Below are 21,961 nucleotides of genomic sequence, written 5' to 3'. Positions count from 1 at the left end.
ATCCCTGTAGGAGCTGCCGGAGGCTGCGATCTTTAGATTCTGATCTCCACCTCCCCCAAATGCCCGCCATACGGCCCGAAACTGCGCTCGACCATCCGCCGCGTTCCATCCGCCTGCACAATCAACGCGGTACTCGCTCGCGTCCCGTAACTTTGACTGGCAATAAACACACTCGACAGCAGTGATTCAGTGGCCAGCCCGACCCCGGTGTCCGGCAATTCGTTAAACGGCGCGGTCTGCGCATCGCTCAGTAACCCCAGCAGTCGCGCAGGCTGCGGATCATCCAATACCGCGCTCAGCGCAGCCTTGGCCTTGAGCAACTTCGGCCACGGCGTATCCAGCCCGGCATTAGACAGACCGTAAACGCCGGGTTCGAGCATCACCGGTTCAGATGCCCGCGCATTGAAGTGCCACAGCTCATGGGCATTACCCAGCAGCAGGTTGAACCCGGCGTATTCCGGCGATCGAGCGACCACATCGCGCAAATAATCATCAATTGACGCATCACCCGCGAGAAACCGCGCTACCAGTTCGCCCCGCGACTTGCGCGCCGGCGGCTGGTGCGGGTCGCGGATATTGGTCAGCGCGGCGAAGCGCCCGTTGGCGCCGATCCCCAACCACGTGCCGCCAGCCTCAAGATCGCGCCCGGCATGCACGTGCGGCGCGTCGGCCCATTGCGCCAGCGGCAGGCTCGGCCGGGCGTAGAACTCGTCACGGTTAGCCGCGACGATCAGCGGCTGGGCATGGCCCGGGCGCCAGGCGAAAACAATCAGGCACATAAGGTGGTCCTTGTGTGTTTTCTGCTCACTCTACGCAGTCGGCGTCCGTGCATCCATCGTCAGTGGAGCCGGAGGGCATGCATCCGTTACCATGCCGCTCCGGTTGTGGGGATGCGTCTGGGAGACGGTCATGGAATTTCTGCTCTATCTGGCGTTGGGCGCCTGTGCGGGCGTGCTGGCCGGGCTGTTCGGGGTGGGCGGCGGGATCATTATTGTCCCGGTGCTGGTGTTCAGTTTTACCTTGCAGGGATTCGATCAGTCGATCCTTACGCATCTGGCGGTAGGGACATCGCTGGCGACGATCATATTCACTTCGGTCAATGCCGTGCGTGAACACCATCGACGTGGTGCGGTGCGCTGGCCGATCTTCATGTGGATGACCGTCGGCATTCTGCTCGGCGCCGGTTTTGGTGCGCTGACCGCCGAGGCGATTTCCGGGCCGAACCTGCAGAAGATCATCGGCGTGTTCGCCCTGGTGATTGCTGTGCAACTGGCGTTGGAGGTCAAACCCAAGGCGAGTCGAACGGTGCCGGGCAAACTCGGTCTGACCGTGGCCGGCAGTGTGATCGGCTGGGCCTCGGCGATTTTCGGAATCGGCGGCGGTTCGCTGACCGTGCCGTTCCTGACCTGGCGCAGCGTGCCGATGCAGCAGGCGGTGGCAACGTCGTCGGCCTGTGGCTTGCCGATTGCTGTGGCGAGTGCGTTAAGTTTCATGATTCTGGGCTGGCATGATCCGCTGTTGCCACCGCATAGTCTCGGTTTTGTCTATTTGCCGGCGCTGCTGGGCATTGCCCTGACCAGCATGGTGTTCGCCCGTCTCGGTGCGCGCCTGGCACACAGATTGTCGCCGCGCTTGCTGAAGCGGCTGTTCGCCGCTTTGCTGTTCTGCGTGGGCCTGAATTTCCTGCTCTGACCCGGTCGGTCAGAACAGGCCGCAATCCTGGCTTAATCCTGAGGTGGCAGCGTCGCCCGGGAATTTTGGTTTCACTCTAACGAGGAGTCGCAATGCTGCCTTACCCGCAGATTGACCCGGTGGCCCTGGCCATCGGTCCGCTGAAAATCCACTGGTACGGCCTGATGTACCTCGTCGGCATCGGCGGCGCATGGCTGCTGGCGTCGAGCCGGCTCAACCGTTTCGACCCGACCTGGACCAAGGAGAAGCTCTCCGATCTGGTGTTCTGGCTGTCGATGGGCGTAATCGTCGGCGGACGTCTGGGTTACGTGCTGTTCTATGACCTGAGCGCTTATCTGGCCAACCCGACGCTGATTTTCGAAGTGTGGAAGGGCGGTATGTCGTTCCACGGCGGCTTCATCGGGGTAATGCTCGCCGCGCTGTGGTTCGGCAAGCGTAATGGCAAGTCGTTCTTCCAGCTGATGGACTTCGTCGCACCGATGGTGCCGATCGGTCTGGGTGCCGGGCGAATCGGCAACTTCATCAATGCCGAGTTGTGGGGCAAGGCCACCGATGTGCCGTGGGCCATGGTGTTCCCGCCGTTCAGCGATCCGGCGCAACTGCCGCGTCACCCGTCGCAGCTGTATCAGTTCGCGCTCGAAGGCGTGGCGCTGTTCCTGATCCTGTGGCTGTTCTCGCGCAAGCCGCGTCCGACCATGGCGGTATCGGGCATGTTCGCGCTTTTTTACGGCATTTTCCGTTTCATCGTCGAGTTCGTCCGCGTACCGGATGCGCAACTGGGCTACCTGGCCTGGAACTGGCTGACCATGGGCCAAGTGCTGTGCGTGCCGATGATTGTCGGCGGGCTGTTCCTGATCTGGCTGGCCTATCGTCGTGCGCCGGCAGCGCCGCTCGCGCCGACCGCTTAAACTACGAACCCCGGCGCGCGACGCCGGGGCTCAAAGGACACAGGTAACTCATGAAGCAATATCTCGAACTGGTCTCGCACGTTATTCAGAACGGCACCAAACAGGCCAATCGCACCGGCATCAACACCATCAGCTTCCCGGGTGCGATGCTGCGTTTCGATCTGCAGGAAGGCTTTCCGGCGATCACCACCCGCAAGATGGCCTTCAAATCGGCCATCGGCGAGATGTGCGGTTTTCTGCGTGGCGTGAACAACGCTGCTGAATTCCGCGCGCTGGGTTGCAAGGTCTGGGACCAGAACGCCAACGAAAACGCGCAGTGGCTGGCCAACCCGTTCCGTCAGGGCGAGGACGACCTCGGCGAAATCTACGGCGTGCAATGGCGCAAATGGCCGGCGTACAAGCAGATCCCGCTGAGCAACACCGCCGCCATCGAACAAACCCTGAGCAATGGCTACAAGCAGATCGCCCAGGGCGAAGAAGACGGTCAGGCCTACGTGGTGCTGTACAAAGCCATCGATCAGGTGCGCCAGTGCGTCGACACGATCATCAACGATCCGGGCAGCCGCCGCATCCTGTTCCACGGCTGGAACGTCGCCCAACTCGATGAGATGGCCCTGCCGCCGTGCCATCTGCTGTACCAGTTCCACCCGAACGTCGAGACCAAAGAAATCTCCCTGACCCTGTACATCCGCTCCAACGATCTGGGCCTGGGCACGCCGTTCAACCTCACCGAAGGCGCTGCGCTGCTGAGCCTGATTGGGCGCCTGACCGGCTACACGCCGCGCTGGTTCACCTATTTCATCGGTGATGCGCACGTCTACGAGAATCATCTGGACATGCTCAACGAACAGCTCAAGCGCGAGCCGTTCGCCATGCCGAAACTGAAGATCTCCGACCGAGTGCCGGAGTTCGCCAAGACCGGTGTGTACCAACCGGAGTGGCTGGAGCTGGTGGAGCCGAGCGATTTCTCGCTGGAAGGCTACGAGCACCACGCGCCGATGACCGCGCCGATGGCGGTCTAAAAGCTTCACGCAATACCCTGTGGGAGCGGGCTTGCTCGCGAATGCGGTGTGTCAGTTAACGATGATGTCGACTGACACTCCGCCTTCGCGAGCAAGCCCGCTCCCACATTGGGTTCTGTGTAAGTCTCAATGGCCGTGGCTACGGCCTACGTGGGAGTGTTCGACTTCCGTCGCCACAACTCCGCCACTCACCTCCAGCCGCTGCAAGATCCCGCACTGATCCGCCCCCGGCCCTTCGCCACAGCGTTGGCGCAGGTCGAGCAGTTGTGTCTGCAACGCCAGCAACCCGTCAATCCGCGCTTTCACGTGCTGGATGTGCTCGTCGATCAGCGTATTGACGCTTGCACACTGATCCTGCGGGCTGTCACGCATCGCCAGCAGGCTGCGGATTTCTTCGAGGGTCATGTCGAGGGTGCGACAGTTGCGGATGAAGGTCAGGCGTTCGGCATGGGCCTGGGTGTAGACGCGGTAGTTACCTTCGCTGCGTGCCGGCTCCGGCAGCAGGTTTTCGCGCTCGTAATAGCGGATGGTTTCCACGGCGCAATCGGTGAGTTTGGCCAGTTCTCCGATCTTCATGACGGCAATCTCCAAAAGGGTGCTTGACCCTATAGTGGCTACAGGGTCTTTACTTGGCAACAGGCACCTTCATGGACGCGACCCGATGAGCGATTCCCAGCACACCCACAAGCCCGGCGACGGGCACGATCATAGCCACAGCCATAAATTGCAGCCTGTGCATAAGCACGAACATGGCGGCGATTCCTGCTGCGGGTCGAAAGCCGCAGCACCGGCACCGGTTCATTCGCACGAAGATTCTTGCTGCTCGTCGACAGCTGCCGCGCCTGCGTTGGTGCAACTGAGCGAGAAAACCAGTGCTGACGCACGCCTGAGCAGTTTCCGCATAGAAGCGATGGACTGCCCGACCGAGCAGACACTGATCCAGAACAAACTCGGCAAACTCGCTGGAGTGCAGCAGCTGGAATTCAACCTTATCAACCGTGTGCTCGGCGTGACGCATAACCTGTCGAGTACCGCGTCGATCACTGAAGCGATCACGTCCTTGGGCATGCACGCCGAACCGCTGGAGGCGGGCGTCGAATCCCCGACCGCGGCGCCGGTGAAAAAACACTGGTGGCCCCTGGCGCTGTCCGGTGTCGGCGCGCTGGCGGCCGAAGTGATCCATTTCACCAACGCTGCGCCAACCTGGGTGGTGGCGATCATTGCGCTGGTGTCGATCCTCAGCGGCGGCCTGACCACCTATAAAAAGGGCTGGATCGCCCTGAAGAACCGCAACCTCAACATCAACGCGCTGATGAGCATCGCGGTGACCGGCGCAATCCTCATCGGTCAGTGGCCGGAAGCGGCGATGGTGATGTTCCTGTTCACCGTGGCCGAGTTGATCGAGGCGCGCTCGCTGGATCGTGCGCGCAACGCCATCAGCGGCCTGATGCAGATGACCCCGGAACAGGCCACGGTGCAGCAAGCCGACGGCAGCTGGATCGAACAAGAGGTTAAAAGCGTCGAACTCGGCGCCCGCGTGCGGGTAAAACCCGGCGAGCGTATCGCGCTGGACGGCGAAGTGGTCAGCGGCAGTTCGACCATCGATCAGGCGCCGATCACCGGCGAAAGCCTGCCGGTGGAGAAGACCGTAGGCGATAAAGTCTTCGCCGGCACCATCAACCAGGCAGGCTCGCTGGAATATACGGTGACTGCGGCGGCGAACAACTCGACTTTGGCGCGGATCATCCACGCCGTCGAGCAGGCGCAGGGTGCGCGGGCGCCGACGCAGCGCTTCGTCGATCAATTCTCGAAAATCTATACCCCGGTGGTGTTCGCGCTGGCGCTGGCGGTGGCGATCATTCCGCCGCTGTTCATGGGCGCGGCGTGGTTCGACTGGATCTACCGCGCGCTGGTGCTGCTGGTGGTGGCCTGCCCGTGCGCACTGGTGATCTCTACCCCAGTGACCATCGTCAGCGGCCTCGCGGCAGCGGCGCGCAAAGGCATTCTGGTCAAGGGCGGCGTGTATCTGGAGGGCGGTTTCAAGCTCGATTATCTGGCGCTGGACAAGACCGGCACCATCACCCACGGCAAACCGGTGCAGACCGATTACCTGTCGCTCGACCCGACCGCCGACGCCAGCGCTCCGGCAATCGCCGCCTCGCTGGCCGGGCGTTCCGATCACCCGGTGTCGCTGGCGATTGCCAATGCGGCTGTGGATAAAAATCTCGCCGTACTGAGTGTGGATAACTTCGAAGCGCTGGCCGGTCGCGGCGTCAAAGGGCAGGTCAACGGTCAGACCTATCACTTGGGCAACCATCGTCTGGTCGAGGAATTGGGCCTGTGCTCGCCGCAACTCGAAGAGAAGCTGTTTGCGCTGGAGAAACAGGGCAAGTCCGTGGTGCTGCTGCTCGACAATTCCGGCCCGCTGGCGCTGTTCGCTGTGGCCGACACGGTCAAGGAAACCAGCCGCGAAGCGATCCGCCAGTTGCACGCACTGGGCGTGAAAACCCTGATGCTCACTGGCGACAACGTGCACACCGCGCAAGCCATCGCGGCGCAGGTCGGCATCGATCAGGCCAAAGGCGACTTGCTGCCGACCGACAAACTGCAAGCCATCGAAGCACTTTATGCACAGGGGCATCGGGTGGGCATGGTCGGCGACGGCATCAATGACGCTCCGGCATTGGCGCGGGCCGAGATCGGTTTTGCCATGGCCGCCGCCGGCACCGACACCGCGATTGAAACCGCCGATGTTGCCCTGATGGACGACGATCTGCGCAAGATTCCTGCATTCATCAGCCTGTCGCGCGACACCGCGAGCATCCTGAAACAGAACATTGCCTTGGCACTGGTGATCAAGGCTATCTTTCTTGGGGTAACCTTCGCCGGACTCGCCACCATGTGGATGGCGGTGTTTGCCGACATGGGCGTGAGCCTGTTGGTGGTGTTCAACGGTTTGCGCTTGCTGCGCAAATAAACGAGAGGGGCGGTTGTGCTGAGTGCCGAGCTGAAAGCGTTTTATATGGTCGCCCGCCTGGGCAGCATTACGCTGGCGGCGAAAAAGCTCGGCCTCAGCCAACCCACCGTGACCACGCAGATCCGCAATCTGGAAAGCCAGTATTCGGTGGAGTTGTTCTACCGTGGCGGCCGGCGCCTGAGCGTCAGCGACGAAGGCGCGCGGTTGCTGCCGATGGTCAAGGCGCTGTTGCAGCAAGAGGCGGACATCGAGTTCTTCCTGCGCAACAGCGGTCAGGTGCAGGGCACGTTGCGCATCGCCGCCACCGCGCCGTACTACATTCTTGATCTGGTGAAGACCTTCCGCGAGCGCCTGCCGCAGGTGGAAGTGTCGGTGGAAATCGGCAACTCGCAGCAGGTGCTCGAAGCGCTGGAGGATTACCGGGTCGATGTCGCGGCGTCGTCGCAGTTGCTTGAGGATGCGCGGTTGATTCGCCGGGTGCTCGGCAGCGATCCGCTGGTGCTGGCGGTGCATCGCAATCATCCGCTGGCGGCGCAGGAGCATGTGGCGTTGAGTGCGCTGGCCGGGCATACCTTGCTGATGCGCGAGTCCGGCTCGACCACCCGCCGGTTGACCGAGGAGTTGCTGGAAAGCGCCGGGGTCAGTTTCGGGCCGCTGCTGGAAATTGGCAGCCGCGAATCGATCCGTGAGGCGGTGCTGCGCAATATCGGCATCAGCATCATTGCCCGCCAGGAAGTCCCGCACGATCCGCAGTTGCGGGTGCTGACCATCGAGAATGCGCCGCAGATTCCCGAGTACCTTTACTGCTTGAAAGAAAGGAAGGGCGCGCGGTTGCCGGCGGCATTTCTTGGCCTGGCCCAAGAGATGTCTCCGGCCTGAGATCTTCATCTATCTTGCTGGCCTCATCGCGAGCAGGCTCACTCCTACAATGGAATGCGTTCCCCTGTAGGAGTGAGCCTGCTCGCGATGGCGCCAGTCCAGACACCGAATGACCTGAACCAAAATCCCCGAATACCACTATCAGCCGTTTTTGCCCTACTGCCACATGACGGACGCATTACAACTCTAGGATTGGCCCCATCAGCTTGATGAGGTCTGTCCATGAATCCTGCAATCGCAACTGCCCTGACCAACCCCGGTGCGCCGATGAAAGTGCGCGGCGTGCAGAAGCGCTTCGGCGCGTTCACCGCGCTGGATAACGTCTCCCTCGATGTCGCGGCCGGTGAGCTGGTGTGCCTGCTCGGCCCCTCGGGCTGCGGCAAGACCACGCTGCTGCGCTGCATCGCCGGGCTGGAGAAGCAGGACAGCGGCGAGTTGTACCTCGGCGATCGCGATGTCTCGCACCTCGCGCCGCAGGCCCGGGATTACGGCATTCTGTTCCAGTCCTACGCGCTGTTCCCCAATCTGACCGTCGAAGCGAACATTGCCTACGGACTCGCCGGTAATGGTCGCGACGAAGTCCGTCGCCGCGTCGGGCAGATGCTGGAGCTGGTCGGCCTCACCGGCAGTGAGAAAAAGTACCCGGGCCAGTTGTCCGGCGGTCAGCAACAGCGAGTCGCCCTGGCTCGCGCCTTGGCCCCGGCGCCGTCGCTGCTGTTGCTCGATGAACCGATGTCGGCCCTTGATGCCCGAGTGCGCGAGCATCTGTGCACCGAACTGCGCCAACTGCAGCGCAACCTCGGCATCACCACCCTGATGGTCACGCACAATCAGGACGAAGCCATGCTGATGGCCGACCGCATCGCCGTGATGAACAACGGTCGGGTCGAGCAGTACGCCACCCCGCAGGAAATCTACAACCGCCCGGCCACGCCGTTCGTGGCCGAGTTTGTCGGGCAGGGCAACTGGCTGCCGTTCCAGCGCAGCAGCGACAGCCACGCCAAGGTCGGCGGGATGAACCTGCGCCTGGCCGACGGCAGTGTCCACAGGCCGTCGGGCCGCTTGTTCTGCCGTCCGGAAGCAATCAGCGTCAATCCGCTGGTGCACGAAGAAAACCTGTTCCCGGCCAAGGTGCGCGAGATCACTTTTCTCGGCAATCGCTGCCGCATGAGCTTCGAACTCGACCAATTGCCGGGCCACGCGCTGCTCGCCGAACTGGCGCCGGAAGCCATGCCACGCCTTGGCGCCCAGCAGATCATGGTCGCCTTGCCGCCGCGCAGCCTGCAGGTGTTTGCCGGATGAGCGCGAACATCGCACGGCCGCTACCGCACAAGCAGGCGCGGCGAGTGTCCGGGGCCGAGGTCGGTGACCGGATCTTCGTCCTCGGCGGCAAACTCCTGCTGCTGTTGCTGCTCGGTGTCGCTGTGCTGCTGCCGTTGCTGGCGATCTTCTGGCGCGGCTTCAGCAGCGAGGCCGGGCAGGGCGGTGGCTGGCTCGCCGCCAAGGAGTTGGTCAGCAGCGAGAATTTCCACTGGCTGCTCGGCAACAGCCTGAAAGTTTCCCTCAGCGTCGCGGCCATCGTCGTACCGCTGGCCTACCTGTTTGCCTACGCACTGCAACGCACGATGATTCCGGCCAAGGGCCTCTGGCGCGGAATTTCTCTGCTGCCATTGATGGCGCCGTCGATGCTGCCGGGGATCGCACTGGTCTATCTGTTCGGCAATCAGGGCATGCTGCGCGGGCTGCTCTCGGACAACATCTACGGCTTCTGGGGGATTGTGCTGGGCGAGGTGATTTACACCTTTCCTCATGCGCTGATGATTCTGCTGTCGGCGCTGTCGCTGGCCGACGCGCGGCTGTTTGATGCGGCGTCGAGCATGGGCGCCAGTCCGGCGAAAGCCTTTCGCAGCATCACCTGGCCGGCGACCCGGCAGGCAGTGTTCGCCGCGTTCTGCTTGGTGTTCACCCTGACCATCACCGATTTCGGTGTGCCGGTGGTGGTCGGCGGCGACTATCAAGTGCTGGCACTGGAAGCCTACAAAGCCGTGGTCGGTCAGCAACAATTCGGACGCGGGGCGTTGATCGGCATGGTGCTGTTGCTGCCGGCGCTGTTCAGCTTCGGCGTCGATGCCTGGTTGCGTCGGCGTCATGGCGACTCCATGAGTGGCCGTGCACAGGTGTTCAAACCAGCGCCGTCGAAATTGCGTGATGGCTGCTATCTGGCGATTGTCCTGTTGATCAGCGCGGCGTTGCTGCTGGTGTTCGGCATGGCGGTGTTTTCCTCGCTGGTGAAGTTCTGGCCGTACAACCTGTCGCTGTCGCTCAATCACTACCAGTTCAACGAGACCGCCGGCGGTGGCTGGCTGGCCTACGGCAACAGCTTGAAGATGGCGCTGGGCACGGCGCTGATCGGCAGCGTGCTGATTTTCACCGGCGCTTACCTGATGGAGAAAACCCGCAGCCAACGCGGCCTCAATCTCGCGTTGCGCATGCTCAGTTTCATCCCGATGGCAGTGCCGGGGCTGGTGCTCGGTCTGGGCTACGTCTTCTTCTTCAACCTCAGTGGCAACCCGCTGCACGTGCTGTACGGCACGATGACCCTGCTGATCGTCTGCACCATTGCGCACTATTTGACCACTGCGCAAATGACCGCGACCACCGCGCTGCGTCAGCTCGACGCCGAGTTCGAAGCCGCCGCGCTATCGCTCAAGGCGCCGCTGTACCGCCACTACCTGCGCGTCACCGTGCCGATCTGCCTGCCGGCGCTGCTGGACATCGTGCGCTACCTGTTCGTCTCGGCGATGACCACGGTGTCGGCGGCGATCTTCCTCTACAGCCCCGACACCATCCTCGCGGCGGTGGCGGTGCTGAACATGGACGACGCCGGCAACGTCGGCGGCGCGGCAGCGATGTCGACCCTGATTCTGTTCACCTCGGCAGGCGTGTCCTTGCTGCTGGCGTGGGCTTCGCGCGGCTTGCTGCGCCGTTCCCAGGCCTGGCGGCAAACCGCGCCCGGTCACTGATTGACGACTTATCCCTACAGCCTCAACTCACCGACAGGAAAACGATCATGTTCAAGCCTATGGCCCTGGCCGCTGCTGTGCTCGCGACTTTCAGCCTGAATGCCTTCGCGGCAAAAACCGAGTTGACGGTGTACACCGCCCTCGAAGCCGAGCAATTGAAGTCCTATAAAGAAGCCTTCGAAAAGGCTAACCCGGACGTCGAGATCAAGTGGGTGCGTGACTCCACCGGGATCATCACCGCCAAACTGCTGGCCGAAAAGGCCCGGCCGCAAGCTGACGCCGTGTGGGGTCTGGCCGCTTCCAGCCTGGCGATTCTCGATCAGCAGGGCATGCTGCAAAGCTACGCACCGAAGGATCTGGGCAAGATCGGCGCGAACTACCGCGACGCCGCCAACCCGCCAGCCTGGGTCGGCATGGACGTCTGGGCCGCGACCATCTGCTTCAACACCGTCGAAGCCGAGAAGCAGGGCCTGAGCAAACCGGTGAGCTGGCAGGATCTGACCAAGCCTGAGTACAAGGGCAAGATCGTCATGCCGAACCCGGCGTCGTCCGGCACCGGTTTCCTCGACGTCAGCGCCTGGCTGCAAACCTTCGGCGAGAAGCAGGGCTGGGCCTACATGGACGGTCTGCACCAGAACATCGGCCAGTACGTTCACTCCGGTTCCAAGCCTTGCAAACTGGCGGCGGCGGGCGAGTTCCCGATCGGCATTTCCTTCGAATACCCGGCCGTACAGCTGAAACGCCAAGGCGCACCGCTGGACATCATTCTGCCGAAGGAAGGCCTGGGCTGGGAGATCGAAGCGACTGCCTTGATCAAGGGCACGCCGCATGAAGACGCAGCGAAGAAACTCGCGGACTTCTCCGCCAGCGCCGAGGCGATGGATCTGTACAAGGAGAACTTCGCTGTTCTTGCACAGCCGGGCATCGCCAAGCCGCAGACCGAACTGCCGGCCGACTACGAGCAGCGCCTGATCAAGAACGACTTTGCCTGGGCCTCGAAGAACCGCGACGAGATCCTCACCGAGTGGCGCAAGCGGTATGACGGCAAGTCCGAGAAAGTCGTCGCCAAGTAAGATCTTTATCGACTGACAGGGCCCCTTCGCGAGCAAGCCCGCTCCCACATTCGACCGAGTTTCACCGGAAGGAATGCGATCAAACTGTGGGAGCGGGCTTGCTCGCGAAGGCGGTCTCCCATTCAGGGAAAATCTCCATGACTCAACACAAAGACCTGCTGATCGTCGGCGCCGGCATCCTCGGCCTGTCCCACGCCTACGCCGCCGCCAGACGCGGCCTCAAGGTCAGCGTTTTCGAGCGCACCGCCACGCCCCTCGGTGCTTCGGTGCGCAACTTCGGTCAGGCGCTGATCACCGGCCAGCCACCGGGGCCGATGCTCGAACTGGCCAAGGCCAGCCGCGAGATCTGGGGCGACTGGGCGCAACTCGCCGGTCTGCAGATCAAGCGTAACGGCTCGTACCTGTTCGCCCGCAGCGAAGCTGAAGAACAATTGCTCGAAGCTTTCTGCAACGGCCGCGCCGTGGAGCACGGTTACAACGTCGCCTTGCTGCGCGGCGGCGCCCTGCGTGATCTGTATCACGGTCAGTTCAGCCACCACCGGGCGGCGCTGCACGGCCTGGACGATCAACAGCTGTACTCGCGGGAAGCGATCCCCGCGCTGATTGACTACCTGCGCCGCGACCTCGGTGTGGAATTTCACTTCAATACGCTGGTGCGCGACGTCGAACCGGGGCGCCTGTACAGCACCGCCGGCAGTTTCACGGCGAAGCAGATCATCGTCTGCTCCGGCCACGATTATCAGACCCTGCTGGCCGAGCCGATTGCCGCGCTCGACCCGCAGATCTGCCGCCTGCAGATGCTCCGCGCCAAACCGCAGATCGAGCTGAACCTGCAACACGCCTTGCTCACCGGTCTGAGCTGCGTGCACTACGGCGCCTTCGCCGATCTGCCGCAAGCGGCAGCGGTGCAGGCGCAGATCCTGCGCGAACAACCGCATCTGCATGACAACGGTATACACCTGCTGATCAGCCCGACGCCGTACGGCGAACTGATCATCGGCGACTCGCACCATTACGGCAGCGATCCGTCGCCGTTCAACGCCGAGCAGGTCGACAACTGGATGCTGGAGCTGGCCGAACAGACGCTGGGCTGCAAGGTGCAGGTGGTCGAGCGCTGGCAGGGCGTCTACGGTGCCCGTGGGCCGGGGCCGTTTTCGTTGCTGCGCCCGGCACCGGGGCTGAGTGTGGCGTTGATGCACACCGGCGTCGGCATGAGCGTCGGCCCGGCACTGGCCGAGCGCAACGTGGCGCAATTGCTGGAGGAAACCTGATGGGGGAGCAGCAACAGGTCGTCGACCGGGTGTTCGACTTGTACGAGCGCTTCGGCACCCGCGATTACATCGGCGAGCCGGTATCGCAGATCGAGCACATGTCCCAGGCCGCTGAGCTGGCAATCGCCGAAGGCTTTGACGACGAAGTGGTGCTGGCGGCGTTCTTTCATGACATCGGTCATTTGTGTGTTGAAGGCGCCGAGAACATGGGCGGTTATGGTGTAGTCAGCCATGAGCGGCTGGGGGCGAATTATTTGCGTGAGGCCGGGTTCAGTGAGCGCCTGGCACGGCTGGTGGAATATCACGTGCAGGCCAAGCGGTATCTGACGCTGCGTGAGCCGGGGTACTACGCGCGATTGAGTGAAGCGAGTCGCCGGACGCTGGAGTATCAGGGTGGGGTGATGAGCGAGGCTGAGGCGGATGCGTTTGAGCGGGACCCGTTGTGTGCCGTGAGTTTGCGCATGCGCCAGTGGGATGAGCTGGCCAAGGAGATGGGGGTGCCGGTGATGGATTCGGGTTTGCTGAAGCGCAAGGCTGAGGTTTTGTTGTCGGCTGAGTGATTGCAACCCTCACCCCAGCCCTCTCCCGGAGGGAGAGGGAGCCGACCGTGTTGTTCTTGGGCCCTACATCGATCTGAAATATCCAGTCGAACTCAGGTTTTGAAAAGCCAGAAGATCTGCTCCCTTCCCCCTCTACCCCTTGGGGGAGAGGGCTGGGGTGAGGGGGGCGCGATCTAAAGCTCAAGCACCCGATCAACCAACGCCTCAATCTGCTCCTGCCGTTCCGCCTGATTCAACTTCGCATGCGGATTGAGCGAAGACCACTGCGGATGCGCCCGCGCCTTGCTTAGCGCATCCGGCAACTTGCCCTCGCGCCAGGTCTTGTCCTGCGGGGTGGCGACCTGAACCGCGTCCATGGCTGCATGCCCGCGCTGATCGAGCGCCAACAGCAATTGCCGCTGACGCAGCGCCAACAACCGCAACACCCCGTCATCCACGGTCAATTCACGCTGGCCCTTGATCTTGCCCAGCAGGCGGCTGCCATAACTGCGCGCGGTTTGCAGCGCACCACCGGCAATCGCACCGGCCAAAGCCGCCGCACCGAGGGTAATCCCGCCCACCAGCAAATCCACGCCAGCCCCGGCCGCAGCGCCTGCCGCAATCCCGCCGCCCACCCGCACGCCGAGTTGCTTCAGGGTTTCCGGGTTGAACAGATCATCGCCCCAACGTCCATCCAGCAGCGGCAAGTCACTGGCCGCCGCGTCGTGCGGGCGAAACGCGTAGAGCTTGAGCAGCGCCTCGACGCACTTCTGCTCGCGCTGACGCACGGCTTTGCGCAGGTCGCTGATGGCTTGCTGTTCCTGCTCGGCCTCGCTGACCACACTGCGCCGGCACGCCGCACAATCGATCAGTAGTTCAGCGATCAGGCGCGCCGCACTTTGCTGGCGGGCGAGACGCTGGGCCTGTTGATCGGCGATCAAGCGTTCCAGTTGCGGACGGGCATTTTCCAGCAGCAGCGCGAGGCTTTCGTACAGGCGCCGCTCGCCATCCTCCGGCGGTGCAACGCTGTCGAACCGCACCAGCGCATGCAGGCCAAGCCGCGCCAACGCTTCGCGCCAGTCCGGCTCGCGATGATTGGCACTGCTGACGAAATTCAGCACCGGCAGCAGCGGTTTGCCACAACTGGCGAGCACTTCGAGTTCGTCGCGATATTTGGCCAGCACCGGTTCACGGGCGTCGATCACATACAGACCGGCGTTGGAGGCGAGCAGTTGCCGCAGCACCTTGGCTTCCTGTTCGAAACGCTGGCGCGCCTCGCTGCCGTCGAGAAACCGCGCCAGTCGCGCCGGGCCGTCGAGACGTTCGCCGGGGCGCTCCAGACGCTCGAGGAAATCCAGCAGGGCGATGGCATCTTCCAGCCCCGGCGTGTCGTAAAGATCGAGCAGCGGCTCGCCGTCCACCGACAGCCGCGCCCCCTCGACATGTCGGGTGGTGCTCGGTCGGTGCGAGACTTCGCCGAAACCGACGTCGCGGGTCAGGGTGCGCAGCAGCGAAGTCTTGCCGACGTTGGTGTGGCCAACCACCGCGAGTTTCAGTGGGGCTTTGCGGGCATCAGTCATGACCGTTCTCCAGCCAATTCATTGGCGCGCAATCGGCGAACGGCAGCTCCAGTTGTTGCAGAGCCACGTGCCAGTCGCCGAGGCGGGCGCTGTCCAGCGCTTCGCCGGACGGTGCTTGCAGCAGCCAGACCCGTGTGGCGCTGGCGTTGCGCGCCAGTTCGGCGATCAGCGCGAGGCTGCCGCGATCCGGCGAACGCCGTGGATCGCAGGCAATCAGCAGGCGCGCCGGGGGGAAGCGGCTGAGTTGTTCGAGCAGTTTGTGCCGTGATTCGCGGCTGTCGAGGATCCCGGCGTTGCTCACGGTTTTCGGCAGGGCTGGCGGCCATGGGCGCTGGTCGTCGAGTTCGATGGCGACCAACAACGCGCCCTCGCTGGCCTGTTCGCTGACGCTGCTTTCGACCCGATGCAGTTGCGCAGGCTCAGGGTCGTTGACGCCGAGACGTTCGCTGGTCGGCATCAGCCGTTCGCGCAACTCGGCGTAGCCGGGCAGGTTCAAGTCCAGGGTCAGCGCGGCCTTGCCGCGACTCCAGCGCCAGAAGCACAACAGTGCCAGCAGCAGTCGCGGCAGTACGCCGTAGACCACCAGCACCCCGACCAGCCAGGTCGCCCAGGCCTGGCGTGCGCTTTCGATATCCAGCGCCGCACCGCCGCTGGCGCGGATCATCTCCACCGTTGGCACGTTAAAGCCAAGCAGCGCCGGCAGCGCGCCGAGGGCTTGAGTCAGGTTGATGAACGTGTCGGCGCCGAGAATGGTGGTTTCCCAGACGAAGCCGTAGCGCCGGGTCGCCATCAGTGTCAGCAGCAACAGCAGGGCGCTGAGCATCGCCAGCAACCACAGGCCATTGACCAATGTGCCGAGGGCCCAGCGATTGAGTTTCTTGCGTTGCAGCATCAGCAGCAGGGCCGGCGCCAGTTGCGCGGCTTTGGCATCGCGAGCGAGTTTTTCACTGAGCCACAGCCACAAGCGGCCGAGGGTGGCGCCGTGTTCACCGGCGAAGATCAGCCCCAGCGCCCAGCTCAGCAGCAGAAGAAGGTTCAGCCCGAGCAGACTGCCCAAGGCCCAGAACACATTGACCGGTGTCTGGCTCAGCGCGGCGAAGGCCAGGCCGGCGCCGCTCAGCAGCGCGAAAATCACCAGCAGCACCAGCGCCAGACGCGCGCCTTGCAGCCAGTGCCTGAGTGCTGCGCTCAGCCCGTCGCGCTCGGCCAGCCACACGGCGCGGCGCTGAATACGGCCCGGCAGATCGCCGCCGGCCGCGCGGGCCAGACGATTGGCTTCCAGATCTTCCAGGGGACCTGCGTGTTCTTCGCGCAGGCGGATGGTTTCGGTCAGCCAGAGGTTTTGCAGTGGAGTCAGTTCAGTCACGCGCCATTCCGTTGCTCAATTGAGCAGAGAGCATAACCGCTGTGGCGCTTATCGGGTCAAGCGAGGCTCTGGTATCCTCGCCGACATGACTAAATCACTCCCCCTCAGCCTGATCGCAGCCCTCGGTGAAAACCGTGTGATCGGCGTCGACAACAGCATGCCCTGGCACCTGCCGGGGGACTTCAAATACTTCAAGGCCACGACCCTCGGCAAGCCGATCATCATGGGTCGCAAGACCTGGGACTCCCTCGGTCGGCCGCTGCCGGGCCGCTTGAACATCGTGGTCAGCCGTCAGCCAGATCTGCTGCTGGAAGGTGCGGAGGTATATCCGTCGCTGGAAGCTGCAGTGGTTCGCGCCGAGGAATGGGCAAAAGAACAGGGCGTCGATGAGTTGATGCTGATTGGCGGCGCGCAGTTGTATGCGCAAGGGCTGGCGCAGGCCGATCGTCTGTATCTGACCCGAGTGGCGCTGAGCCCGGAAGGCGATGCGTGGTTTCCGGAGTTCGATCTGAATCAGTGGACGCTGGTGTCGAACGTGTCGAATCCGGCTGAGGGCGACAAGCCCGCGTACAACTTCGAAGTCTGGGAAAAAGCTTGAAAGATCGCAGCCTGCGGCAGCTTCTACAAGGTTTACGCATTTCCCTGTAGGAGCTGGCGAAGCCTGCGATCTTTTGATCTTGCTTTACATCAAGCCTGAGCAAGCTCCGCATGCTCATCCGCATCCAGCAGCTCTTTATCGGTCTGCTGCATCACTTGGCTGGTGATCGCACCAGCGGTGATCGAACCACTCACGTTCAACGCCGTACGACCCATGTCGATCAGCGGCTCAACCGAAATCAGCAGCGCCACCAGTGACACCGGCAAGCCCATCGCCGGCAGCACGATCAGTGCGGCAAACGTCGCGCCGCCGCCAACACCGGCCACACCGGCCGAGCTCAGCGTGACAATCGCCACCAGTGTCGCGATCCACAGCGGATCCAGCGGGTTGATGCCTACGGTTGGCGCAACCATCACCGCCAACATCGCCGGGTACAGACCGGCGCAACCGTTCTGGCCGATGGTCGCACCGAACGAGGCGGCGAAACTGGCGATTGACTGCGGAATGCCCAGGCGACGGGTCTGCGCTTCGATGCTCAGCGGAATGCTCGCGGCGCTGGAGCGGCTGGTGAACGCGAACGTCAGCACCGGCCAGATCTTGCGGAAGAAACGCAGCGGGTTGATCCCGGCCGCCGACACCAGCAGGCCGTGCACCACGAACATCAGGCCCAGGCCGAGGTACGAGACCACGACGAAACTGCCGAGCTTGATGATGTCCTGCAGGTTGGAACCGGCCACCACTTTGGTCATCAGCGCCAGCACGCCGTAAGGGGTCAGCTTCATCACCAGACGCACCAGACGCATCACCCAGGCTTGCAGGGTGTCGATGGCATTGATCACTTTCTGACCTTTCTCGGCATCATCCTTGAGCAGTTGCAGCGCCGCGACCCCCAGGAACGCGGCGAAGATCACCACGCTGATGATCGAGGTCGGCTTGGCCCGCGCCAGGTCGGCGAACGGGTTCTGCGGGATGAATGACAGCAGCAACTGCGGCACATTCAGGTCGGCGACCTTGCCGGCGTAGTCGGTCTGAATGGTTTGCAGGCGGGCCATTTCCTGAGTACCGGCCACCAGGCCTTCGGCGGTGAGGCCGAACAGGTTGGTCAGGCCAATGCCGATCAGCGCCGCAATCGCGGTGGTGAACAGCAGGGTGCCGATGGTCAAGAAACTGATCTTGCCCAGCGACGAGGCGTTGTGCAGACGCGCGACCGCGCTGAGGATCGAGGCGAACACCAGCGGGATCACGATCATTTGCAGCAACTGCACGTAGCCGTTGCCGACCAGATCGAACCAGCCGATCGAGGCTTTCAGTACCGGGTTGCCGGCACCGTAAACGGTGTGCAGGGCAACACCGAAGGCTACGCCGAGCACCAGCGCGAGCAGGACTTTTTTCGCCAGGCTCCACGTCGTGTGGCGGGTTTGCGCCAGACCGAAGAGCAGGGCGAGGAACACCAGCAGATTGAGGATCAGCGGCAGATTCATGAAGACTCCGATAAGACTTGTGCCAGTCGCCTTCTGGGGCAACTGCGAACCGGCAAGCCTAACAGTTTGATTTCCAATGAATTAATACCGAAATCGCAGGTCATCCGTCGTTTTTGGAATAAGCGCTTGTCGCTCTCGGCAATGCAACTGGCGTTGAGGAGACGTAAGCGGTCGCTGACAGACGAGGACTGTCACACTTATTTGTTAGCGTCGATGTCTTTCAGTCAGGGAGAAAACGCTGATGAAGTTCGCACCGAAAATGCTCGCTGTGGTTCTTGGATTGGGCTTGGCCGCTCATGCATTCGCCACCGACCTGAAGCACTGGCCGGCGGATCAGGCCAAGGCACTGGACGCGATGATCGCGGCCAACGCCAACAAAGGTAACTACGCGGTGTTCGACATGGACAACACCAGTTACCGCTACGACCTCGAAGAGTCGTTGTTGCCGTTCATGGAAAACAAAGGCCTGATCACCCGCGACAAACTCGATCCCTCCCTGAAACTGATGCCGTTCAAAGACACCGCCGACCATAAGGAAAGTCTGTTCAGTTACTACTATCGCCTGTGCGAAGTCGACGACATGGTCTGCTACCCATGGGTAGCGCAGGTGTTCTCCGGCTTCACCCTCAAGGAGCTCAAAGGTTACGTCGATGAGCTGATGGCGTCGGGCAAACCGGTGCCGGCGACTTATTACGAAGGCGATGTGGTGAAGACGCTCGACGTCAATCCGCCGAAGATCTTCACCGGCCAGCAAGAGCTGTACAACAAGCTGATGGAAAACGGCATCGAGGTCTACGTGATGACCGCCGCCTCGGAGGAACTGGTGCGCATGGTCGCGGCTGATCCGAAGTACGGCTACAACGTCAAACCGCAGAACGTGATCGGCGTGACCACGTTGCTGAAGAACCGCGAAACCGGCGAGCTGACTACTGCGCGTAAGCAGATCACCGCGGGCAAGTATGATGAGAAGGCCAACCTCGGCCTCGAACTGACGCCGTACCTGTGGACGCCGGCAACGTGGATGGCTGGCAAACATGCGGCGATCCTGACCTACATCGATGAGTGGAAAAAACCGGTACTGGTGGGCGGCGATACGCCGAGCAGCGATGGTTACATGCTGTTCCACGATGTGGATGTGGCCAAGGGCGGCATTCACTTGTGGGTCAACCGCAAGGACAAATACATGACCCAGCTCAACGGCATGATGGCCAAGCACGCGGCGGCGCAGGCCAAGGAAGGGTTGCCGGTGACGGCGGACAAGAACTGGGTGATCGTTAAACCCGAGGACATTCAGTAAGCCCTGAAATCTTTGAAATCCCTGTAGGAGCTGCCGCAGGCTGCGATCTTTTGATCTTGTTTTCAAGAGCAAGATCAAAAGATCGCAGCCTGCGGCAGCTCCTACAGGGGATCGGGTTTGCAAGCATCAGGCAAAAAAAATGCCCCGCAATTGGCGGGGCATTTTTGTTTCGGCGATTCGACGCTTACAGCCCGTCGAGCATCGCCTTGTTACGCACCGCACCCTTGTCGGCGCTGGTTGCCAGCAGGGCGTAGGCCTTCAGGGCGGTGGTCACTTTGCGTGGACGCTGCTCGACCGGTTTCCAGCCTTTCTTGTCCTGCTCGACCCGGCGCGCAGCCAGATCTTCATCGCTGACCAACAGGTTGATCGAGCGGTTCGGAATGTCGATCAGCACTTTGTCGCCGTCCTGCACCAGACCTATCGCACCACCGGCCGCAGCCTCTGGCGAAGCGTGGCCGATCGACAGGCCGGAAGTACCGCCGGAGAAGCGCCCGTCGGTCAGCAGCGCACAGGCTTTGCCCAGACCTTTGGACTTCAGGTACGACGTCGGGTAGAGCATTTCCTGCATGCCCGGGCCGCCTTTCGGGCCTTCGTAACGAATGATGACGATGTCGCCTTCCTTCACTTCGTCGGCGAGGATGCCGCGCACGGCGCTGTCCTGGCTTTCGAAGATCTTCGCGTTGCCTTCGAAGACATGGATCGACTCGTCGACGCCGGCGGTTTTCACCACGCAGCCGTCGAGGGCGATGTTGCCGTACAGCACGGCCAGGCCACCTTCTTTCGAATAGGCGTGCTCGAAGCTGCGGATGCAGCCGTTTTCACGGTCGTCATCCAGGGTTTCCCAACGGGTCGACTGGCTGAACGCGGTCTGGGTCGGGATGCCCGCCGGGCCGGCCTTGAAGAAGTGATGCACGGCTTCGTCGGTGGTCTGGGTGATGTCCCACTTGGCGATGGCTTCTTCCATGCTGCGACTGTGCACGGTCGGCAGGTCGGTGTGCAGCAGGCCGCCACGGGCCAGGGAACCGAGGATGCTGAAGATGCCGCCAGCGCGGTGCACGTCTTCCATGTGGTATTTCTGGATGTTCGGCGCGACCTTGCACAGTTGCGGCACGCTGCGCGAGAGACGGTCGATGTCGCGCAGGTCGAAATCGATCTCGGCTTCCTGGGCGGCAGCCAGCAGGTGCAGGATGGTGTTGGTCGAACCGCCCATGGCGATGTCGAGCATCATCGCGTTCTCGAACGCCTTGAAGTTGGCGATGTTGCGCGGCAGCACGGACTCGTCGTTCTCGCCGTAGTAACGCTTGCACAGCTCGACGATGGTGCGGCCAGCCTGCAGGAACAGTTGTTCGCGGTCGCTATGGGTCGCGAGGGTCGAACCGTTGCCCGGCAATGCCAGGCCCAGGGCTTCAGTCAGGCAGTTCATCGAGTTGGCGGTGAACATGCCGGAGCATGAACCGCAGGTCGGGCAGGCGCTGCGCTCGTACTCGGCAACCTTCTCGTCAGAAGCGCTGGAGTCGGCGGCGATCACCATGGCGTCGACGAGGTCGAGGCCGTGGGAAGCGAGTTTGGTCTTGCCGGCTTCCATCGGGCCGCCGGACACGAAGATCACCGGAATGTTCAGGCGCAGAGCGGCCATCAACATGCCCGGGGTGATCTTGTCGCAGTTGGAGATGCAGACGATGGCGTCGGCACAGTGAGCGTTGACCATGTATTCGACCGAGTCGGCGATGATCTCGCGGCTCGGCAGCGAATACAGCATGCCGTCGTGGCCCATTGCAATGCCGTCATCCACGGCGATGGTGTTGAATTCTTTCGCTACACCACCGGCGCGTTCGATTTCCCGGGCAACCAGTTGACCGAGGTCTTTGAGGTGCACGTGGCCCGGCACGAACTGGGTGAAAGAGTTGGCAATGGCGATGATCGGCTTCTTGAAGTCGTCATCTTTCATCCCGGTGGCGCGCCACAGTGCGCGGGCGCCGGCCATGTTGCGGCCGTGGGTGGATGTTTTCGAGCGGTAATCTGGCATGGAGCACTCCGGGCGGCTAATCAGGTATCAAAAGGGAGTGAGCTTCTATTGACGTCTGGAACACTCAGAAATGGCCGTGTGTCCTGGATGTTGCCGATGACTTTGCGGGATCGCCGCTTGCCTCAGCCTGAGCTCATAAACCCGCCGGGGGATGAATGGCGATGAATCAGCCGATTCTACACCGCTGGCGTCTGGAGGGAATGGCGCAAAGCGTTGTTCCAGTGCCGAC

18 protein-coding genes are annotated in these 21,961 nt (G+C 62.3%); 12 read left to right on the top strand and 6 right to left on the bottom strand.

The window, feature by feature from the left end:
• Positions 1 to 32: 32 nt before the first annotated feature.
• Positions 33 to 779: an NRDE family protein gene (locus AC1RBR_RS25640; RefSeq protein ID WP_492567107.1), complete on the bottom strand. Its 747-nt coding sequence runs from the start codon at positions 777 to 779 to the stop codon at positions 33 to 35.
• Positions 780 to 909: 130 nt separating this feature from the next.
• Between AC1RBR_RS25640 and AC1RBR_RS25635 the strand changes: the two genes are divergently transcribed.
• The 3 genes from AC1RBR_RS25635 to AC1RBR_RS25625 all read left to right on the top strand — a co-directional run bounded on the left by AC1RBR_RS25635 (position 910) and on the right by AC1RBR_RS25625 (position 3,622).
• Complete coding sequence (locus AC1RBR_RS25635; RefSeq protein ID WP_027610537.1) at positions 910 to 1,692, top strand: sulfite exporter TauE/SafE family protein; 783 nt, start codon at positions 910 to 912, stop codon at positions 1,690 to 1,692.
• 92 nt (positions 1,693 to 1,784) lie between these two features.
• Positions 1,785 to 2,600: a prolipoprotein diacylglyceryl transferase gene (lgt, locus tag AC1RBR_RS25630; protein ID WP_095137577.1), complete on the top strand. Its 816-nt coding sequence runs from the start codon at positions 1,785 to 1,787 to the stop codon at positions 2,598 to 2,600.
• Positions 2,601 to 2,650: 50 nt separating this feature from the next.
• Complete coding sequence (locus AC1RBR_RS25625; protein WP_027610539.1) at positions 2,651 to 3,622, top strand: thymidylate synthase; 972 nt, start codon at positions 2,651 to 2,653, stop codon at positions 3,620 to 3,622.
• A 126-nt stretch (positions 3,623 to 3,748) separates the two neighbouring features.
• Here AC1RBR_RS25625 and cadR read toward each other — a convergent pair whose 3' ends face one another.
• Positions 3,749 to 4,198 (bottom strand): Cd(II)/Pb(II)-responsive transcriptional regulator, encoded by a 450-nt coding sequence (gene cadR / locus AC1RBR_RS25620; RefSeq protein WP_492567105.1) that lies wholly within the window; start codon positions 4,196 to 4,198, stop codon positions 3,749 to 3,751.
• Positions 4,199 to 4,283: 85 nt separating this feature from the next.
• Between cadR and AC1RBR_RS25615 the strand changes: the two genes are divergently transcribed.
• The 7 genes from AC1RBR_RS25615 (at position 4,284) to AC1RBR_RS25585 (ending at position 13,405) form a co-directional block, all read left to right on the top strand.
• Positions 4,284 to 6,599 carry a heavy metal translocating P-type ATPase gene (locus tag AC1RBR_RS25615; protein WP_492567103.1) on the top strand — a complete coding sequence of 772 codons (2,316 nt, stop codon included), beginning with the start codon at positions 4,284 to 4,286 and terminating at the stop codon, positions 6,597 to 6,599.
• 15 nt (positions 6,600 to 6,614) lie between these two features.
• Entirely contained in the window at positions 6,615 to 7,478 is an 864-nt protein-coding gene (locus AC1RBR_RS25610) for a LysR family transcriptional regulator (RefSeq protein WP_041072184.1), read from the top strand.
• A 222-nt stretch (positions 7,479 to 7,700) separates the two neighbouring features.
• The gene (locus tag AC1RBR_RS25605) at positions 7,701 to 8,780 is read left to right on the top strand and encodes a putative 2-aminoethylphosphonate ABC transporter ATP-binding protein (RefSeq protein WP_492567101.1); all 1,080 of its coding nucleotides are present in this window, start codon (positions 7,701 to 7,703) and stop codon (positions 8,778 to 8,780) included.
• Entirely contained in the window at positions 8,777 to 10,501 is a 1,725-nt protein-coding gene (locus tag AC1RBR_RS25600; protein WP_492567099.1) for a putative 2-aminoethylphosphonate ABC transporter permease subunit, read from the top strand. The genes AC1RBR_RS25605 and AC1RBR_RS25600 overlap by 4 nt, the downstream gene beginning before the upstream one ends.
• Positions 10,502 to 10,548: 47 nt before the next feature.
• Complete coding sequence (locus AC1RBR_RS25595; protein ID WP_492567097.1) at positions 10,549 to 11,574, top strand: putative 2-aminoethylphosphonate ABC transporter substrate-binding protein; 1,026 nt, start codon at positions 10,549 to 10,551, stop codon at positions 11,572 to 11,574.
• A gap of 137 nt (positions 11,575 to 11,711) precedes the next feature.
• Positions 11,712 to 12,845 carry a TIGR03364 family FAD-dependent oxidoreductase gene (locus AC1RBR_RS25590; RefSeq protein WP_492567095.1) on the top strand — a complete coding sequence of 378 codons (1,134 nt, stop codon included), beginning with the start codon at positions 11,712 to 11,714 and terminating at the stop codon, positions 12,843 to 12,845.
• Positions 12,845 to 13,405: a phosphonate degradation HD-domain oxygenase gene (locus AC1RBR_RS25585; protein ID WP_492567093.1), complete on the top strand. Its 561-nt coding sequence runs from the start codon at positions 12,845 to 12,847 to the stop codon at positions 13,403 to 13,405. The genes AC1RBR_RS25590 and AC1RBR_RS25585 overlap by 1 nt, the downstream gene beginning before the upstream one ends.
• Positions 13,406 to 13,578: 173 nt before the next feature.
• On the opposite strand, the gene AC1RBR_RS25580 is transcribed toward AC1RBR_RS25585, so the two are convergent.
• Positions 13,579 to 14,964, bottom strand: a complete 1,386-nt coding sequence (locus AC1RBR_RS25580; protein ID WP_492567091.1) for a GTPase/DUF3482 domain-containing protein — start codon at positions 14,962 to 14,964, stop codon at positions 13,579 to 13,581.
• Positions 14,957 to 16,330 carry a DUF2868 domain-containing protein gene (locus AC1RBR_RS25575; RefSeq protein ID WP_492567089.1) on the bottom strand — a complete coding sequence of 458 codons (1,374 nt, stop codon included), beginning with the start codon at positions 16,328 to 16,330 and terminating at the stop codon, positions 14,957 to 14,959. The genes AC1RBR_RS25580 and AC1RBR_RS25575 overlap by 8 nt, the downstream gene beginning before the upstream one ends.
• Before the next feature lie 85 nt (positions 16,331 to 16,415).
• Here AC1RBR_RS25575 and AC1RBR_RS25570 point away from each other — a divergent pair, with 85 nt between their 5' ends.
• Positions 16,416 to 16,928, top strand: coding sequence for a dihydrofolate reductase (locus tag AC1RBR_RS25570; protein ID WP_492567087.1), 513 nt, complete (start codon positions 16,416 to 16,418; stop codon positions 16,926 to 16,928).
• An 89-nt stretch (positions 16,929 to 17,017) separates the two neighbouring features.
• Here AC1RBR_RS25570 and AC1RBR_RS25565 read toward each other — a convergent pair whose 3' ends face one another.
• Positions 17,018 to 18,409 (bottom strand): L-cystine transporter, encoded by a 1,392-nt coding sequence (locus AC1RBR_RS25565; RefSeq protein WP_247267275.1) that lies wholly within the window; start codon positions 18,407 to 18,409, stop codon positions 17,018 to 17,020.
• A gap of 241 nt (positions 18,410 to 18,650) precedes the next feature.
• On the opposite strand from AC1RBR_RS25565, the gene AC1RBR_RS25560 reads away from it, so the two are divergent.
• Entirely contained in the window at positions 18,651 to 19,706 is a 1,056-nt protein-coding gene (locus tag AC1RBR_RS25560) for an HAD family hydrolase (protein WP_492567084.1), read from the top strand.
• 184 nt (positions 19,707 to 19,890) lie between these two features.
• Here AC1RBR_RS25560 and ilvD read toward each other — a convergent pair whose 3' ends face one another.
• Positions 19,891 to 21,732 (bottom strand): dihydroxy-acid dehydratase, encoded by a 1,842-nt coding sequence (gene ilvD / locus AC1RBR_RS25555; protein ID WP_492567082.1) that lies wholly within the window; start codon positions 21,730 to 21,732, stop codon positions 19,891 to 19,893.
• Positions 21,733 to 21,961: the final 229 nt, after the last annotated feature.

Source organism: Pseudomonas sp. GW823-FHT01D03 (assembly GCF_058798255.1).
This window is presented reverse-complemented; position numbering and strand designations above follow the sequence as displayed.

Coding starts and splice junctions, on each gene's coding strand:
- AC1RBR_RS25615 (WP_492567103.1), top strand. CDS start 4,284: ATGAGCGATTCCCAGCACACCCACAAGCCCGGCGACGGGCACGATCAT.
- cadR (WP_492567105.1), bottom strand. CDS start 4,198: ATGAAGATCGGAGAACTGGCCAAACTCACCGATTGCGCCGTGGAAACC.
- AC1RBR_RS25580 (WP_492567091.1), bottom strand. CDS start 14,964: ATGACTGATGCCCGCAAAGCCCCACTGAAACTCGCGGTGGTTGGCCAC.
- AC1RBR_RS25565 (WP_247267275.1), bottom strand. CDS start 18,409: ATGAATCTGCCGCTGATCCTCAATCTGCTGGTGTTCCTCGCCCTGCTC.
- AC1RBR_RS25560 (WP_492567084.1), top strand. CDS start 18,651: ATGAAGTTCGCACCGAAAATGCTCGCTGTGGTTCTTGGATTGGGCTTG.
- ilvD (WP_492567082.1), bottom strand. CDS start 21,732: ATGCCAGATTACCGCTCGAAAACATCCACCCACGGCCGCAACATGGCC.
- AC1RBR_RS25570 (WP_492567087.1), top strand. CDS start 16,416: ATGACTAAATCACTCCCCCTCAGCCTGATCGCAGCCCTCGGTGAAAAC.
- lgt (WP_095137577.1), top strand. CDS start 1,785: ATGCTGCCTTACCCGCAGATTGACCCGGTGGCCCTGGCCATCGGTCCG.
- AC1RBR_RS25605 (WP_492567101.1), top strand. CDS start 7,701: ATGAATCCTGCAATCGCAACTGCCCTGACCAACCCCGGTGCGCCGATG.
- AC1RBR_RS25585 (WP_492567093.1), top strand. CDS start 12,845: ATGGGGGAGCAGCAACAGGTCGTCGACCGGGTGTTCGACTTGTACGAG.
- AC1RBR_RS25600 (WP_492567099.1), top strand. CDS start 8,777: ATGAGCGCGAACATCGCACGGCCGCTACCGCACAAGCAGGCGCGGCGA.
- AC1RBR_RS25625 (WP_027610539.1), top strand. CDS start 2,651: ATGAAGCAATATCTCGAACTGGTCTCGCACGTTATTCAGAACGGCACC.
- AC1RBR_RS25635 (WP_027610537.1), top strand. CDS start 910: ATGGAATTTCTGCTCTATCTGGCGTTGGGCGCCTGTGCGGGCGTGCTG.
- AC1RBR_RS25640 (WP_492567107.1), bottom strand. CDS start 779: ATGTGCCTGATTGTTTTCGCCTGGCGCCCGGGCCATGCCCAGCCGCTG.
- AC1RBR_RS25595 (WP_492567097.1), top strand. CDS start 10,549: ATGTTCAAGCCTATGGCCCTGGCCGCTGCTGTGCTCGCGACTTTCAGC.
- AC1RBR_RS25590 (WP_492567095.1), top strand. CDS start 11,712: ATGACTCAACACAAAGACCTGCTGATCGTCGGCGCCGGCATCCTCGGC.